The organism is Desulfotalea psychrophila LSv54, from assembly GCF_000025945.1.
Classification (GTDB): Bacteria; Desulfobacterota; Desulfobulbia; order Desulfobulbales; family Desulfocapsaceae; genus Desulfotalea; species Desulfotalea psychrophila.
Map to the genome: position 1 here is coordinate 3,173,249 of NC_006138.1, position 16,108 is coordinate 3,189,356.

Consider the following 16,108-nt stretch of genomic DNA (forward strand, 5'->3'; position numbering starts at 1 on the left):
CAATGCGCATACTTCACATCCTTAGCCAATATCCTGATTTTACCGGCAGTGGCATCTATCTTCAGGAGATGCTCCGCCAGAGCAGGAAAAGGGGATATCAAAACTTTCTCATCGCAGGAAGTGGTCCACAGGCAATTTCCCCAGACTGGCTCGGGGCACTTACCGCGGGGCACAGCTTTGTCTCCTTTGAAAAAAAACAGCTCAACTTCTCCCTACCCGGAATGAGCGACATTATGCCCTACCCCAGCAGTCAGTTCAAGGCCCTGCAACCTGAACAGATCCGGGCATACCAACAGGTTTTTACTGAGACTATCCAGCAGGCCATAGCTGCCTTTCAGCCAGATATAATCCATAGCCATCATCTCTGGTTGGTCAGCTCTCTTATCAAACAACTGGCAGGGGAAATTCCCGTAATCACCAGTTGCCATGGATCTGACCTACGCCAGTATCAGTCCTGCCCTCATTTTCAAGAGAGGGTAGTCAAGGGTTGCAGGAAAATTGACCATATCCTCGCCCTCAGTGAGCAACAGCAAAACGAGATCTGTAGATTCTATGGCATTGAAAAAGAGAGAATAACGGTTGTGGGCGCAGGGGTAAATACCCAACTCTTTAAGGCCGAGAGCAGACAGGCACAGACGACACCTGTCAAACTTCTCTATGCAGGAAAGTTAAGCTACGCCAAGGGAGTACCATATTTACTCAGGGCTCTGCGCGAACTCGTGGAGCTACCCTTTCACATCACCATCGTTGGCAGTGGCACAGGAGAAGAGGCAAGGCATTGCCGAGATCTCAGTGAAGCCCTTGGAGCGAAGGCCACCTTGCGGGGTTCAATAAGCCAACAAAAACTCGCCCAAGAGATGAAGGCAGCCGATATCTTCATCCTGCCCTCCCTCTACGAAGGAATGCCCCTGGTAGTGCTCGAAGCACTCTCCTCTAACTGCAGGGTCCTGAGCACCAAACTTCCCGGAGTATGCGAAATTTTCTGCAAAACAAAATCTCCCAACCTCTATACGATCCCTCTGCCAGAGCTTTCTGCCATTGACCAGATAAAGGAAAGCCAGAAAGATATTTTTACCGACAACCTCCGGCAATCGCTGCAACAGCTCATCGGTAACAGCACATCTCCCCTCCAATCTTCTATAAATGATATCGAATACTTCTCATGGGACAATGTCTTCTCGCGCATAGAAGGTATCTACCAAAAAGTTTTCCAGGGCTAGAAGAAAAAAAATACCTCTTGATTTCCAAAAACGTTTCTGACCATTATTTAATGTAGCGCTCGGGCAAAAACGTCCTTTTTCCCGAAAAAAGCTTCAAGCAAGGGGTAAGAATTATGTTCCCAAAAAAGTTCAGCCAGCTTCTCTTAGCCATCATAACTCTCCTTATGATAAGTCCTAGCGGGGCCTGGGCAAAAAGCGACCAGTACCAAGAGGCTCAAACACTTGTCACCCAGTGCTCCCTTGTCCTTAAAGATTTCTGTAGCAATGATGACTATCAATGGCTGCGCAATAACCTTAAAAATGCCAAGGCTGTCATGGTCGTTCCCCAACGCCTTCGAGGAGGCTTCATCCTTGGTGGTTCGGGTGGTACCGGCACACTTATCAGCCAAAACTCAGACGGTAGCTGGACTGGCCCTGCCTTTTATACAATGGGAGGTGTTTCTCTGGGACTACAGGCTGGAGCTGAAGCCTCACAGGTTGTCATGCTGGTCATGAGCAAAAAAGGCATGGACTCTCTGCTTACTACCTCCTTTAAGCTCGGTGCCGATATAAGTGTTGCAGCAGGCCCCGTAGGAGCCGGTGCCAAGGCCTCAACGGCTGACATAATCGCTTACTCCAAATCCAAGGGTGTCTTTGGTGGACTCAGCCTTGACGGCTCGGTTATAGCTGTCCGCGACGCCCTCGACAAAGCATATTACAAGAAAGCCGTTTCTCCCAGTGACATTCTCATCGCAAAATCTGTCAATAACCCTGCGAGCATATCCTATAGAGAAACAGTACAAAAACTTGCCAATAGTAAATAAAGAGACCTAAATAGAGAGAGGCCCACAGACTCTAGCCTGTGGGCCCCTCTTTTTTAGGAGAAGATCAATCTTCCTATCTCAGCACATACCTGCCCTGTGCCTCCCTTTTTATCGGCAAAGAACTCCTCTATCTGCTCCCGAAAGCGTTCCCTGCAACACTCCCTCTCCAACTCTTCACAAAGAACAGCTACAAGTTCGCTACTGTCCGCCACCTCCCGCACCAGACCATGCTCAATAACCCCACGCCCGACCCAGGCAAAATCCTGCCAATGAGGGCCTATGATGGGCCGAACACCGTGGGCAAGAGGTTCAAGGAAATTTTGTCCACCGAGAGGAGCCAAAGAGCCACCAACAAAGGCAACATGGGCATAGGCATAGGCTGAGGCAAGCTCACCAAAAAGATCCCAGAGAACAACAGATACCTCCGGGTGAAGGTCTGCCACATCTAAATCACTACGTTGAGTAAATTCAATTCCATTTTGCCGAAGCAGAGAGGCAAGAGAGGCTACCCGTTCAATATGTTTAGGGAATATGCCCACCACAACATCGGGTCTTTCATCAAGAAACCGTTTCAGAGCAAGGACAATTTCCTCTTCCTCTTGACGCCTGATAGAGCCTAGAACAACAAATTTCTTCTTCTCCAAAAACGCAAACTTCTTCGCTGCCGGTTCAAGCAGAGTATCCAGCCTATCAAACTTCATATTGTGCATGGCCTGAACTCGATCAATACCAAATACATCGGCAAACCTGCGCTGATCATCCCCGGCAATGGCAAATATTTTTTTCGGCCCGTAATCTCGAAAAAACGGACGTAAATGTCTATAGGATCGATAACTACCAGCAGACATCCTGCCATTGACAATAAGAACAGGGACAGAGGCCTGCCGGGCGCAATAGAGGAGGCCCGGCCAAAGCTCTGTCTCTATAATAGCAATCACCTTGGGCCTGTATATTTTTAGGGCAGATCGCATTATAAAGGGAGCATCGAGGGGGAAATATACCACCTGAACCTCAATATCACTGACCGCTTCAATCTCTTTTTTTCCCTGCAGGAGGATCCCAACCCCCTGACTGGTTCCCGCGCTCAGGAGTATTCGACATCCTCTCACTGGCCCCATATCCCTTTGCAGCTGCCTTAAAACCATGAGACTAAGTAACGACTCACCACCAGATGCTGCCTGTAGCCACAGGTCAAAGGGCCCCGCATGGACCTCGTGCAAGGTCCTCTGCTGCCAACCGTTGGAAAGCCGGGGAAAACAGCGCAAAACAGGCAAGGCAATTCGCCAAAGCAGACTATAAAATGCCAGAAATATTTTCAGCAAAAGATTTTTATATAGATACATAGGTCCTTTGAGTTCAAGGTTGAAACTCTCAAGCAAAAAATTGCAAAGCTAGCCTCTTAGCCAATCCTTGTCAATTATATTTGCAACAACGAGTTTTTCTTCTCAATATTTTGCAGCATTAAGGGAGATAAAAAGCACATTTCTCAATTGACGAATATACCCCCCTCCTGTAAATAAGGCAGTCAAACTTTGACTTACACTTAAAAAGCCTGCTCTGTCAGGTATAAATTTGTTCTGGATGGCACCAAAATTATGCGCACATCAAGCTGGACCTTACCAATAATTGTTTTATCACAATTTGCCGGAGGATCACTCTGGTTTTCAGGAAATGCCATTGTAAGCGACCTCGTTCAAGAGTGGGGGATAAGCCCGCATGCAACTAGCTATATTACCTCATCCGTTCAACTTGGATTTATCCTGGGCACCCTCTTTTTTGCCTACTTTACCATCGCTGACAGATACCCTCCTAAAAAAATATTTTTTACCTGCTCCCTCCTTGGCGCCCTATTCAACAGCCTTATTGTCATTCTGCCAAATAGTCTTCTCAGCCTCATCATCCTTCGCTTTGCCACAGGCTTCTTCCTTGCCGGTATCTACCCTGTCGGAATGAAAATTGCAGCGGGCATCTATAAGGAGGGCCTTGGCAGGGCCCTGGGTTTTTTGGTAGGAGCACTGGCCATCGGCACAGCATTTCCCCACCTACTAAAAACAACAGACTTTCACGTTGCCTGGCAGCTCGTACTACTCGCCACCTCCACCCTCTCCATCATTGGTGGTCTGGCCATGCTCTTATTTGTCCCCAATGAGGTAGGCGCCCCCCAGGGAATCCCCTTTGCCCGAGGTGCCTTTTCTACCCTTATCAAGGCAAAGGCCATGAGGGCCGCAGCCCTTGGCTATTTTGGTCATATGTGGGAGCTCTACACCCTGTGGGCATTTATTCCTCTTTTTTTGAGTGCCTTTAACACCCTCCATCCGCAGGCTGACATAAATATTCCCCTATGGACATTTATTGTCATCGCCTCTGGATTTATAGGTGGCTCTGTGGGCGGCCTGCTTTCACAAAAAAGAGGCAGTGGCCCCGTTGCCTGCTATCAGCTTACCGTCTCCGGCACCTGCTGCCTGCTCTCACCACTATTTTTCGCACTGCCTCTACCAGCCTTTCTCTTTATCATGTGGATCTGGGGCATCTGCGCCGCTGGTGATTCGCCGCAATATTCAACGCTTATTGCCCAAAACGCACCCAAAAACCTGGTAGGTTCCGCCCTCACCCTCGTCAATAGTATTGGCTTTTTCCTCACCATAGTCTCTATCCAGTTTGTGGACTGGATGTCGCAGTTCATGATAACAGAACACCTTTTTTTGCTCCTCCTGCCAGGGCCACTGATCGGCCTCTACTGCATGAGAAGGTTTCTGCCTATAATGCACCGCAAACAACGGGCACAGTAAATAATAACGGCGAAGATTTCCGTCCTTGATAATTACTGAATAAAGAAAAATATACTTTCTATTTGCAATATATAAAAAAAAGCCTATTTTTTGATAGCCTATGAAAGCTTTTTAATAAAGAGTTTCTCTCTTTAATTTAATGATAAAAAACAAAAAAATCCTATGAGTAAACAACTTGAGCAGGAAATCGCCAAACGGCGAACCTTTGGTATCATCAGTCACCCCGATGCAGGTAAAACAACCCTTACAGAAAAGCTTCTCCTCTTTGGTGGCGCCATCAATATGGCAGGAGCAGTAAAATCTCGTAAGATTGAGCGCAAGGCAACCAGTGACTGGATGGCAATTGAACAGGAACGTGGAATTTCAGTTACAACCTCTGTAATGAAATTCACCTACAGGGAACATGAGATAAACCTCCTTGACACCCCGGGTCACCAGGATTTTTCAGAGGATACCTATCGTGTACTGACGGCTGTTGACTCCGCAATTATGGTCATAGACAGCGCCAAGGGTGTTGAGGCTCAGACAGAAAAGCTCATGGAAGTATGTCGGATGCGTAATACTCCGATTATAACCTTTATCAATAAGCTTGACAGAGAAGGAATGCATCCACTTGATATCATGGCTGATATCGAGGACAAACTTCAGATAGAATGCGCTCCTCTCTCCTGGCCCATCGGTATGGGAAAAGACTTCAAGGGCGTTTACAATATCTACCAAAAGCGCCTGCATCTCTTTACACCGGGCACAGAAAGCATTGATGGTCAGGGGCAGATGATTGAAGACCTTGACGACCCCCTCCTCGATGAACTCCTTGGCCGTCAGGCAGTTGAACTCCGAGAGGACCTTGAGCTTCTGGCAGGGGCAGCCACCCCCTTGGAGTATGACCAGTATCTCAGTGCCACCCAATCACCTGTCTTTTTTGGAAGTGCCGTTAATAATTTTGGTGTTCAGGAAATGCTTGACGCCTTTATTGACATGGCTCCTGCTCCCGGCCCGCGCATGGCTGTCAGCCGTGAAGTGCTGCCAAGCGAAGAAAATTTTTCCGGTTTTGTCTTTAAGATACAAGCCAATATGGATCCTGCCCATCGGGATCGTATTGCCTTTTTCCGCATCTGTTCCGGCAAATTTACCCGAGGCATGAAGGTACATCACCACCGTCTCGGCAAAGATATATCGCTTGCCAACGCCACCATCTTTATGGCCCAGGAACGAGCCAACGTAGAAGAGGCATGGCCTGGGGATATTATCGGCATTCATAACCATGGCACAATCAAGATCGGTGACACCTTTTCTATAAAAGAGCCCCTTAAGTTCACCGGCATACCCAACTTTGCGCCAGAACATTTTAGACGGGTTATCCTGAAAAACCCGCTAAAGATGAAGCAACTGCAAAAGGGCCTTATTCAGCTCGCTGAAGAGGGTGCTATCCAGGTATTTCGTCCAATCATTGGTGCTGATTATATCATGGGGGCAGTTGGTGTACTGCAGTTTGAGGTAACCATGGCACGACTCAAAAATGAGTATAGTGTTGATGCTATCTACGAGCCTATCTCTTATCAGGCTGCCCGTTGGGTGAGCTGTGAAGATAAGAAGGCCCTGGCTGAATTTGAGAAGAAGAATCAATCAACTCTGGCCCGTGACTCAGAGGGATTCCTCACCCATCTTGCCCAAAGCGACTGGATGCTCAACTTCTTTATGGAAAAATGGCCTAATATCGACTTCCATAAGACCCGAGAAAACATTTAGGGACTCGCTTGAAAAGCTGAGCCTTAAAAAAAATCTCTACTTCTCTAAATTCGAGGAGTAGAGATTGTATTCCAAACTCTCCAGATACCTACAAATCCTCCCCATCTTCTGCAAAGACAAGGGCATGCCCCTCGGTAAGGGCAAGTGCCACCTTTTTGCGGACACCTGAAATAATTCTTTGAATTGTCCCCCGGGAAACCCCCATTTTTTCCCCTGCCTGTTCCTGGGTAAGACCTTCTCCATCACAGAGCCGAAGTGCCTCCAGCTCATCCTGATAAATTTCAACCTGTTCTATCTCAGAGAGAGGCCGACCAGTAGGTTTAAAGGCTCGGCGACAAAAACTTCTCTGGCAATATCGAATTTTTTTAGGTCGTGGTGACATAAATCTTCTCAAATTTAGAAATAACGCTACTCAAAAGAGGCTACAGATGCCTCTAAAAACATTTTAGTAAAAGAGCTCTTACCGCTCTGGCCTACTCTTTCCTGAATACAGATCTTTTTATACCCCGCCTAGGCATATAAGGCAAACAAGTCCGTGAACAGACCAGCGATTAACAGTAGGCACCAGCTCTATAAATCTCTATCGATTACAAAAAACAGGCCTTGGGATTGAATTACTCTGGCCTTAATCCGCCAAACTTACTATGAGGAGTAGCAGGTCAGATGGTATTTCTGTTACTGAGCTTATAGAACGGGTATTATGCATAAAGACAGACAAACCGGTACACACCGTCAATATAATTTCCAGAGTAATCCAAGGCATTAAAACTACCAACAAGAAATAGACATAAGCAGATCTATGCATTACATTATAGCCAATCTCAACACATAGTTTCACCAATTCTTACAAATAATTGCCCTTTTTATGTCGAAAAAATCACTCCCTGCTTTCTTAACTTTACTCTTGACCCTCTCTAGCCTTTTTTTACCCCAGGCTCAGGCTCAGGATCCGGAAAAACAGGCAATACTCTCTCAACTCACCGCTGCCAACTCCCAAAAAGATCTTCTCCTTTTTGGTAATCTAGAGAACAGCTTTAATGAAAGGGCAGTTGCAAGCCTGAAAAATGGCATAGCCCTACACTGTGATTTTTTCGTGGAGCTCTACAAGACGGCCCCCAACTGGCCGGACGAACTGATCAACAATAAAACTTTCAAACACTCCATATCTTACAATACCCTTAAAGATGATTACGTCATTAAGCTTCAGGAAAAAAAAGAGCACAATATTCGCTCCGCATCCCTCCATGAAGCCCAGAAAATATTCCAGCAACTCAACGATGTACAGGTAGTGCCACTCTCGCAACTCATCCCAGACCAGCAGTACACCATTCGTATCAGGGCTGAGCTTAGCCAAGAATCTCTGCCCCCCGGAGTGACAAACATTCTTCCCTTTGTGACAAGTTCAAATATAAAGACAAAGTGGTATCCCATTGAGTTTAAATACTAGCTCAAAAAAACTACGGACGATCAATGCATAATCTTGTAGACAAAAACAGCAGCAAATTCACCGAAGAGGAACAACGCCGACATAAACAAAAATTAATCCGTCGGGTAATTGTTCTCTGTCTTTGTCTCATCCCCCTTTTTATCTGGGTACAGAGCTATCTCGTCACCTCAAGGGGCGAGTCTAGCTTCAATAACAATATCCTGATATTTGCCCTCATCAATATAAACGTACTGCTGGTTCTTTTTGTCCTCTTTCTGGTATTACGTAATCTGGCCGAGCTCCTCTTTGAAAGACGAATCAGCAAACTTGGCAGAACACTTAAAACAAAACTCATTGCCTCTTTTCTCTCTCTCTCCCTCATACCAACCATCCTTCTTTTTTTTGTTGCCCTACAGTTTGTCTCCACCAGCATGGATTATTGGTTCAACACAAATATCGAAAATTCCCTTGAAGAGTCCCTTAAACTGGCCCAATCACTTTATCAGGATAAAAAAGAGCAGGCGGGTGACATAGGAAGAGCAATAGCCAAAACGCTTGAGGAAAAAGAGGGGCAAAAACAGAGCTCTGAAGATATTCAGCATATATTTAACAGTGCTACCTCCTACAATGGCATCGAGGGCCCAGATAGCATCAGCCTCATAGGCCATGAACAAAAGACAGAGGTCCAATCTCTTAGTGCAGATCTTGCCGGCATCTCTCTACCCAATATCCCCATCGCTACCCTGCAAAAGGTGAGAGAACAGCACGTTCAGGAAATTTCCATCCAGGAAATCAAAGAAGGAGATCTTATTCGTAGTGTCAGAATAATCGAATGGGGGCAAGAGACTAAAGCGCCCATGATACTTGTTACCACCATCCTAATTAAACAGGTACAACTCGAACGCATGGAGACCATTTCCGACGGTATCGAGAGATATAGACAGCTCAAATATTTCAAAGAACCCTTTAAATTCTGGCTCCTGATCATCCTTCTCATTGTCACCCTACTGGTCATCTTTGCCGCTATCTGGTTTGGTATCTATATCGCCCGAGGCATCACCACTCCTCTGGAAAAAATTGTTGATGCCACCAAGAGGGTAGCCGACGGTGACCTTCAGTTTACCATGAGCAATGACTCCAATGACGAAATGGGTATGCTGATTGACTCCTTCAATCAGATGACCAGTGATCTCTATGAAAGCAATGATCAACTCGAAAAAACCTACCAGGCCCTGATGATAAGCTCCCAAGAATCTGAGCAACGTCGAAGATATACAGAGATAATTTTACAAAATGTCTCCGCAGGCGTTATCTCCCTCGATGACCAGGGACGCATCACCACCGTTAACCATTTTGCAGAAAAACTCCTCAACATCAACAAGGATCATTTTATAGGACTTACCTTTTCTCAGGTACTTCCCGCAAACCAAACAGATATCGTCAATGGCTTTATTAACGAGTTACGGGAGACAGGCAAGACCTCACTCCAGCAGCATATAAAACTTCAGGTGATGGGCAAGAGTTACTCACTGTTGATAAATTTCACTCACCTGGAAGATGAAAACCACAGGTCACTTGGTTTTGTTTTGGTCTTTGACAATCTGACCAAACTGGAAAAAATGCAACGCATGGCGGCATGGCGCGAAGTTGCCAGGCGCATTGCCCATGAGATTAAGAACCCACTCACCCCCATACAGCTCTCTGCCCAACGACTGCGCAGACGATATCCGGAAATACTGAAGGAAGAAAATAGCATCTTTGATCAATGCACCTCGACAATCATCTCCCAGGTTGACGAGCTAAAAACCCTGGTCAGCGAATTTTCTCAATTTGCCAGAATGCCTAAGATTCAAAAAAACCCCGCCGATATTTATAGGCTAACCAAGAGAACGCTTATTCTTTATCAGGAAGCCCACAAACATATAGAATTTAGTTGCCATGCCGATGTGGATATTCCAATCTTCAGTTTCGATGCTGAACAAATAGGGCGATGCCTGATCAACCTGCTCGATAATGCGGTTGCAGTTTTACCGGACAAAGGTACAATACATATAGAGCTCACTCTTGCCCAAGAAACAGAAACTGTACTTATCAAAGTTGCCGATGATGGCCCCGGTATTTCAAAGGAAAATAGAGGTAAACTTTTTGAGCCCTATTTCTCCACCAAAAAAACCGGCACGGGGCTTGGGTTGGCCATTGTCTCCACCATTGTTGCCGACCATAATGGTTATATCCGGGTACAAGAAAATACCCCGAAGGGCTCTCTGTTCATAATAGAACTCCCCCTGACGAGCGAAAAAGAGATAACGAAATAATCCCCCAAAATAACTTGAACCCTTCAAGCGTCCCAGAACGTTAGAACTCTACCAGGACAGGATCCTCTATGGCAAAGCGCGTACTTATTATTGATGACGAGGCAAGTATTCGTATAACACTTCAGGGTATTCTTGAAGATGAAGGCTTTCAAACTCTCGCCTGCGCATCGGCTGAAGAGGGAATTGAACTCCTTGAAAAAGAGATCATTGACATTGTCCTACTCGATATCTGGTTGGGTGATAACATGGATGGACTCACCGCCCTTGAAATAATCCACGAGCGCTTCTCTCTTCCCGTTATCATGATTTCCGGCCACGGCAATGTAGAAACAGCCGTACAAGCCACCAAAAAGGGGGCCTTTGATTTTATAGAAAAGCCCCTTTCCTACGAAAAAATTCTGGTCGCCATCACAAACGGCCTTCGTTTTGCTAACCTCGAAAAGGAAAATATTCTTCTTCGGGAAAATCGCCACAAACAGACAAACCTCACAGGAAAATCTGCCGCAATTCAAATTGTCAAAAAGCAGATTGCAACGGTCGCACCAACAGAGGCATGGGTTCTTATTCGCGGAGAACATGGCACCGGCAAGGAGCTGGTTGCCCAATCTATCCATAGCCTCTCGCGTGCCAGCAATCAGCCCATGGTAGAAATCAACTGTGCCGCTATTCCGGAAGAGTTAATTGAATCCGAACTATTTGGCCATGAAAAAGGTTCTTTTACCGGTGCCCATAACAGTAAAAGAGGCAAATTCGATCAGGCCAATGGCGGCATACTCTTTCTCGATGAAATTGGCGACATGAGTATGACCACCCAGTCAAAAATTTTACGCATCCTCCAGGAGCAGAAATTTGAGCGGGTGGGCGGAAATAAGACGATCAAGGTCAATGTACGCGTTCTCGCTGCCACTAACAAAAATCTCGAAGAGGAGATAGAGGCGGGCAATTTCAGAGCAGATCTTTTCTGGCGACTGAACGTGGTACCTATTCATGTCCCCCCACTCAAGGAGAGAATGGAGGACATTCCTCTCCTCGTTGAAAACCTGCTCGAACAGCTTATCCATAAGGGTTTACAAAAAAAGACCTTTGGCGAAGACGCCTACCGGGCCCTGCAAAGCCACGATTGGCCCGGAAACGTCAGAGAGCTTCGTAATTTTATAGAAAGAGTTGTTATTATGACACCGGGAGAGGTCATCTCCGGCAGTGATACCGAGCTCTTTCTCATGGGAGGGTCTAGCAAACTGCCCACAGGTAAGACGGATCTGCCCAGCTGGTTTTCCCAGGACTATAAAACCGCCAAAAAAATCTTTGAGAAAAAGTATCTCAAAGAACGGTTGGAACAAAACGATGGTAACGTCTCCCGCACCGCAGAGCAGGTAGGGCTTGAGCGTAGCCATCTTCACAAAAAGCTGAAGTCTCTTGAAATAATAGACTAGGCCAACATTAAAAACATAGCTTACAACACTATAGGAGAACTCCATGGTCTTCCCAGAATATCGTCCACGTCGCATGCGCCAAAGCGCCACCTTTCGTGGTCTTATACGTGAAACCCAACTCAACTCTGACCAACTTATCTACCCCCTCTTTGTTATGCCAGGCAAAAACAAATGTGAAGAAATTTCTTCTATGCCTGGAGTATTTCGAGTAAGCGTTGATATGCTTGGTCAGGAGTGCCGTGACTGTCTGGATCTGGGCATTAAAAGTGTCATTCTCTTTGGCCTGCCAGAGACAAAGGATGCCATGGGCACCGGTGCCCACGATAAAAATGGTATTATCCAAAAAGCCATCCGGGAAATCAAAAACAAGACTCCCGAAATGCTTGTTATAACCGACGTCTGTCTCTGCGAATACACCGACCACGGTCACTGTGGCTGTATCATAGATAACGATGTTGATAACGATACCACTCTGGAGATTCTTGCCAAGACAGCCCTCTCCCATGCCCAGGCAGGAGCCGACATGGTGGCACCATCGGATATGATGGATGGCAGAGTCGCAGAGATACGCGCGGCCCTGGATGAACATAATTTTGATTCTATCCCCATTATGTCCTATGCGGTAAAATACGCATCTGCCTTTTATGGTCCATTTCGTGATGCGGCGGACTGCTCACCCCAATTTGGTGACCGAAAAACCTATCAGATGGACCCGGCAAACAGCCGCGAGGCAATGCGCGAGGCCACCCTTGACGTTGACGAGGGTGCCGACATCCTGATGGTAAAACCTGCAGTTGCCTATATGGACATTATCAGCCGACTACGAGACGAATTTGATCTACCCATTGCTGCCTATCACGTCAGCGGAGAGTACGCCATGATCAAAGCCGCCGCAGAAAAAGGTTGGATTGACGGTGACAAGGTTATGGAAGAGACCCTGCTCTCCCTTCGTCGAGCGGGTGCCGATATGATCATCACCTATTTTGCCAAGGATATGGCAAAGATATTAAAAGAGCGCAGATAGAGCTCCAAGGAGTCTGGAGAGTTCTCACCCTTCAGACTCCATCAGCTTCACCTCCTGCCACCTCCTCCCCTGCCAAAAGCCAAGCGCCACCACTATCCCACCAAAGAGATCTGCTATAATATCACCAGCGCTGACATCACGACCGGGGACAAAGGACTGATGAAATTCATCGGAAATACCATAGAGCAGAACAATAAAGACAAGATAGAGACAGGCCTTGAGCACATTTTCATCTCTCCACCTCTTGAAAAAGGCAATAAGAATGGTCGAGGCCAGGGTGCCATAGGCAACAAAATGGGCCACCTTATCAACGCCTGCAAAGGCTGGAAGATGGAGGCTGTCGCCTGGTTGGTTGGACAAAAAGAAAATGATTCCCATAACAAAGAGCATGGGAACCATTCGAACAACAAGGCTAGGCATCTGCCTATTCACTAGGCTGGGTAACATGTACCTGTTGGAGCTCACTTGCAGTAAATTTCTTCCGTATTCTGCGGACAGCGGCACTGATCTCATGACTTGGGGCATCGGCAAGAACCGAGACAACCTTATCTGCATAGGCGGTCATCTCAAATTGTTTGTCCTGAATGGCAAAGGTATGGCTCCAGTTAATCTCAATGGTTTCCGGATTTTCATCAATGGGTGGCTCTAACCTTTCACCACCCCTTGCCAGCTGCACACAATCACATTCTGTCATCTCAAGTAGCCAGGCATCGCCAGCAGCCGTTGAGTAAAAATAGAAGACACCGAGCTCTTTCTGGACGACTTTCTTATTTTCAGCCGCAAGCTGAACATCTTCGACCCCACCCATCAGGGTTATTTTCAGGGCCTGCTCCGGAGTGAGTGGAACCTGCTTTTCAGCTACCTTTAAGCCACAACAGTGCTTAAATTTTTTGCCACTTCTACAGGGACAGGGCTCATTTCTACCAATTTTTGCCATAGTGCACCTAGGTTAAAATAGTTGGACGATTATTCATATGCGAAACTACGAACATTTACTGTAGCCACAGTCATGACATGTTTCGCATCCTTCTTCAAAACGGAGTGTTCCTGAACACTCAGGACAGATACTTGCGAATCCATTTTGCGTACCTGCCAGGAACGATTTGAACAGTTTACTCAACTGAGCTGGGAGGTCAAGCATATGTCCACTTGAGCGATCAAGTTGTTTAATAATTTCAGCCATTGGCACCCCAAAACGAAGGGCAAGAGAGACAACACGGCAGGTGGTTGTCCACATGGTTGACTTATCCTTGAGATCCACCCTGTTATCAAATGGAAATTTAGCAAAAACCTCCATGGGCATCTCATTTTCATCAAAACAGACAATGATATAGACAGATTTCTGGTCTTGGTCCTTAAGCTTATAACGTTTTGCATCAAGGATATCAGGAAGATTACGCTTGCCGACAAACCCTGTCTCTGAAACCATAGCCGATTTCTCACTGGCCCTTGACTGTTCCGTTGTATTAAGTACCTGATCATCACGGGAACCATCACGATAGACGGTCAACCCCTTACAGCCAAGCTTATAGCCGCTGATATAGGAGTACTTCACATCTTCTCGAGTGGCAGTTTTGGGCAGGTTAATAGTCTTAGAAATGGAACTATCCACACCGCTATTTTGCAATATCGCCTGCATACGAATATGATCTTCCGGAGAAATATCCTGGGCTGTACGAAACGCCTCCTGCCATTTTTCTGGGATCTCGGCATGACCGACAACGGTACCACTTTCAGCCACCTTTACCATCAGATCATCGGAATAAAAGCCCTGCTCCCTGGCAATTTTTTCAAAGTGCTTATTAACCATCAGAAGCCTGTCACCATCCATGACGTGCTTCATCATAACAATGGAGAAATAGGGCTCACAGCCAGAGGCACAATCGGCAATCATAGAAACAGTGCCCGTTGGCTGAATGGAGGTCAGAGCGGCATTACGACGGGCAGGATATAAATTTATCTCTGCATCGTAGGCCGGAAAGGCACCCTTCTCTTCGGCAAGTTTTCGAGACTGTTCTTCACACCTGTCACGAATAAACTGCATAACTTCAGCGGCAAGCAAACGCCCCTCTTCACTCCCATAGGGAATGGCAAGTTGGATAAGCAGATCATGAAGCCCCATAATCCCCAGACCTATTTTCCTCGTCTTAAGGGTCATTTCACCTATTTCAGGAATCGGAAAAACATTACAGTCAATAACATTATCAAGAAAACAGGTGGCCGTCTTAACGATCTGACCAAGACGAGAATAATCAACCTCGTCATTTTTTACAAAATTGCCAAGATTAATTGACCCAAGGTTACAGCTCTCATAGGGCAAAAGCCACTGCTCACCGCAGGGATTGGTTGCCTCAAAATCACCGAGCTGAGGAGTGGTATTATCCCTGTTGGCCGCATCAATAAACAAAACCCCTGGCTCACCATTATGCCAGGCTAGGTCAACAATTTTAGCAAAAACCTCCACCGCATTAAGCTGGCCCATAACCTCGCCAGTGCTGGGTTCAATAAGATCATACTCTTTATCTGCCTCAAGGGCAGCCATAAAGAGATCTGTAATGGCAACACTAAAATTAAAGTTATTAAACTTGTCCTGATCCTCTTTGGCGCTGATAAATGCCATAATATCAGGGTGATCAACACGTAAAACGCCCATATTTGCCCCCCGTCTTTTCCCCCCCTGCTTGATAGTTTCAGTAGCAGCATCAAAAACTGCAGCAAAAGAGAGCGGCCCGGAGGCAACACCATGAGTTGATTTAACCGAGGCATTACAGGCTCGAATCCGAGAAAAAGAATAGCCCGTACCACCGCCCGTCTTATGAACGAGGGCTCCATTACGGATAGCGGTAAAAATACCATCCATACTATCCTCAACCGGCAAAACAAAACAGGCGGAGAGTTGACCTATCTCGGTTCCCGCATTCATCAAACAGGGAGAATTGGGCAAAAAGTCCAACTGATAAATCATAGTAAAAAAATCATCACGAAGCTGTTTGATCCCTGTGACTTCATTTTTACCTGTAGCGTCCTCAGGAGCTACAGCCTCCGCTACTCGATGAGCCAAGGCCTTCCAATCTTCCAACGAATTTCCAGCATCATCTTTTAAATAGTAACGCCGAGCAAGTACAGTCTCAGCGGTCGTCGTCAACACCTGTTCCATCACATCAGGAGCCATAATTACCTCTTTGTAAATATCATTTTTATATTGAATTAAATAGAAATAGTTTGCAGGATATCCTTTCCTGTTCAATGACAAGAACACCATATAACCCCAGAAGACAGCAAAAATATCTAGGGTGGGTATACACCATACGCAGGGGGCGCTCAACAACAAAACCGCCATATATGGACA

Annotated in this window: 13 protein-coding genes; 8 read left to right on the top strand and 5 right to left on the bottom strand. The window is 46.3% G+C overall.

All coding sequences use genetic code 11. The features are described 5' to 3' along the window. The first annotated feature begins 2 nt into the window (after positions 1–2). Together DP_RS14265 and DP_RS14270 are read left to right on the top strand one after the other, a co-directional pair. The gene (locus tag DP_RS14265) at positions 3–1,220 is read left to right on the top strand and encodes a glycosyltransferase family 4 protein (RefSeq protein WP_011190056.1); all 1,218 of its coding nucleotides are present in this window, start codon (positions 3–5) and stop codon (positions 1,218–1,220) included. 113 nt (positions 1,221–1,333) lie between these two features. Then, the gene (locus DP_RS14270; protein ID WP_011190057.1) at positions 1,334–2,023 is read left to right on the top strand and encodes a lipid-binding SYLF domain-containing protein; all 690 of its coding nucleotides are present in this window, start codon (positions 1,334–1,336) and stop codon (positions 2,021–2,023) included. A gap of 53 nt (positions 2,024–2,076) precedes the next feature. On the opposite strand, the gene DP_RS14275 is transcribed toward DP_RS14270, so the two are convergent. Next, positions 2,077–3,366, bottom strand: a complete 1,290-nt coding sequence (locus DP_RS14275) for a 3-deoxy-D-manno-octulosonic acid transferase (RefSeq protein ID WP_156792321.1) — start codon at positions 3,364–3,366, stop codon at positions 2,077–2,079. A gap of 252 nt (positions 3,367–3,618) precedes the next feature. Between DP_RS14275 and DP_RS14280 the strand changes: the two genes are divergently transcribed. Beyond that, positions 3,619–4,812 carry an MFS transporter gene (locus DP_RS14280; protein ID WP_011190059.1) on the top strand — a complete coding sequence of 398 codons (1,194 nt, stop codon included), beginning with the start codon at positions 3,619–3,621 and terminating at the stop codon, positions 4,810–4,812. Between the two features lie 162 nt (positions 4,813–4,974). Continuing rightward, positions 4,975–6,561 carry a peptide chain release factor 3 gene (locus DP_RS14285; RefSeq protein ID WP_011190060.1) on the top strand — a complete coding sequence of 529 codons (1,587 nt, stop codon included), beginning with the start codon at positions 4,975–4,977 and terminating at the stop codon, positions 6,559–6,561. Between the two features lie 88 nt (positions 6,562–6,649). Here DP_RS14285 and DP_RS14290 read toward each other — a convergent pair whose 3' ends face one another. Next, positions 6,650–6,943: a DUF134 domain-containing protein gene (locus DP_RS14290; protein ID WP_041278058.1), complete on the bottom strand. Its 294-nt coding sequence runs from the start codon at positions 6,941–6,943 to the stop codon at positions 6,650–6,652. Positions 6,944–7,426: 483 nt separating this feature from the next. Between DP_RS14290 and DP_RS14295 the strand changes: the two genes are divergently transcribed. From DP_RS14295 to hemB, 4 genes are all read left to right on the top strand, one after another. Beyond that, entirely contained in the window at positions 7,427–8,008 is a 582-nt protein-coding gene (locus tag DP_RS14295; protein ID WP_011190062.1) for a DUF4390 domain-containing protein, read from the top strand. A gap of 23 nt (positions 8,009–8,031) precedes the next feature. Beyond that, positions 8,032–10,302 (top strand): sensor histidine kinase, encoded by a 2,271-nt coding sequence (locus DP_RS14300; protein ID WP_011190063.1) that lies wholly within the window; start codon positions 8,032–8,034, stop codon positions 10,300–10,302. A 68-nt stretch (positions 10,303–10,370) separates the two neighbouring features. Beyond that, positions 10,371–11,735 carry a sigma-54-dependent transcriptional regulator gene (locus DP_RS14305; protein ID WP_011190064.1) on the top strand — a complete coding sequence of 455 codons (1,365 nt, stop codon included), beginning with the start codon at positions 10,371–10,373 and terminating at the stop codon, positions 11,733–11,735. A gap of 43 nt (positions 11,736–11,778) precedes the next feature. Further along, positions 11,779–12,759, top strand: coding sequence for a porphobilinogen synthase (gene hemB / locus DP_RS14310; protein ID WP_011190065.1), 981 nt, complete (start codon positions 11,779–11,781; stop codon positions 12,757–12,759). Between the two features lie 24 nt (positions 12,760–12,783). Here the strand turns inward: hemB and DP_RS14315 are convergent, their stop codons facing one another. From DP_RS14315 to DP_RS14325, 3 genes are read right to left on the bottom strand one after another with little or no spacing between them, the layout of a single operon-like run. Further along, complete coding sequence (locus DP_RS14315) at positions 12,784–13,179, bottom strand: VanZ family protein (RefSeq protein ID WP_041278059.1); 396 nt, start codon at positions 13,177–13,179, stop codon at positions 12,784–12,786. Between the two features lie 4 nt (positions 13,180–13,183). Then, positions 13,184–13,696, bottom strand: a complete 513-nt coding sequence (locus DP_RS14320; protein ID WP_011190067.1) for an SEC-C metal-binding domain-containing protein — start codon at positions 13,694–13,696, stop codon at positions 13,184–13,186. Between the two features lie 45 nt (positions 13,697–13,741). Beyond that, entirely contained in the window at positions 13,742–15,931 is a 2,190-nt protein-coding gene (locus tag DP_RS14325; RefSeq protein ID WP_049785116.1) for an adenosylcobalamin-dependent ribonucleoside-diphosphate reductase, read from the bottom strand. Positions 15,932–16,108 lie beyond the last annotated feature (177 nt).

What these genes read in the sequence shown, in the direction of transcription:
- DP_RS14265 (WP_011190056.1), top strand. Translation starts at nt 3, where the DNA reads ATGCGCATACTTCACATCCTTAGCCAATATCCTGATTTTACCGGCAGT.
- DP_RS14270 (WP_011190057.1), top strand. Translation starts at nt 1,334, where the DNA reads ATGTTCCCAAAAAAGTTCAGCCAGCTTCTCTTAGCCATCATAACTCTC.
- DP_RS14275 (WP_156792321.1), bottom strand. Translation starts at nt 3,366, where the DNA reads ATGTATCTATATAAAAATCTTTTGCTGAAAATATTTCTGGCATTTTAT.
- DP_RS14280 (WP_011190059.1), top strand. Translation starts at nt 3,619, where the DNA reads ATGCGCACATCAAGCTGGACCTTACCAATAATTGTTTTATCACAATTT.
- DP_RS14285 (WP_011190060.1), top strand. Translation starts at nt 4,975, where the DNA reads ATGAGTAAACAACTTGAGCAGGAAATCGCCAAACGGCGAACCTTTGGT.
- DP_RS14290 (WP_041278058.1), bottom strand. Translation starts at nt 6,943, where the DNA reads ATGTCACCACGACCTAAAAAAATTCGATATTGCCAGAGAAGTTTTTGT.
- DP_RS14295 (WP_011190062.1), top strand. Translation starts at nt 7,427, where the DNA reads ATGTCGAAAAAATCACTCCCTGCTTTCTTAACTTTACTCTTGACCCTC.
- DP_RS14300 (WP_011190063.1), top strand. Translation starts at nt 8,032, where the DNA reads ATGCATAATCTTGTAGACAAAAACAGCAGCAAATTCACCGAAGAGGAA.
- DP_RS14305 (WP_011190064.1), top strand. Translation starts at nt 10,371, where the DNA reads ATGGCAAAGCGCGTACTTATTATTGATGACGAGGCAAGTATTCGTATA.
- hemB (WP_011190065.1), top strand. Translation starts at nt 11,779, where the DNA reads ATGGTCTTCCCAGAATATCGTCCACGTCGCATGCGCCAAAGCGCCACC.
- DP_RS14315 (WP_041278059.1), bottom strand. Translation starts at nt 13,179, where the DNA reads ATGCCTAGCCTTGTTGTTCGAATGGTTCCCATGCTCTTTGTTATGGGA.
- DP_RS14320 (WP_011190067.1), bottom strand. Translation starts at nt 13,696, where the DNA reads ATGGCAAAAATTGGTAGAAATGAGCCCTGTCCCTGTAGAAGTGGCAAA.
- DP_RS14325 (WP_049785116.1), bottom strand. Translation starts at nt 15,931, where the DNA reads ATGGCTCCTGATGTGATGGAACAGGTGTTGACGACGACCGCTGAGACT.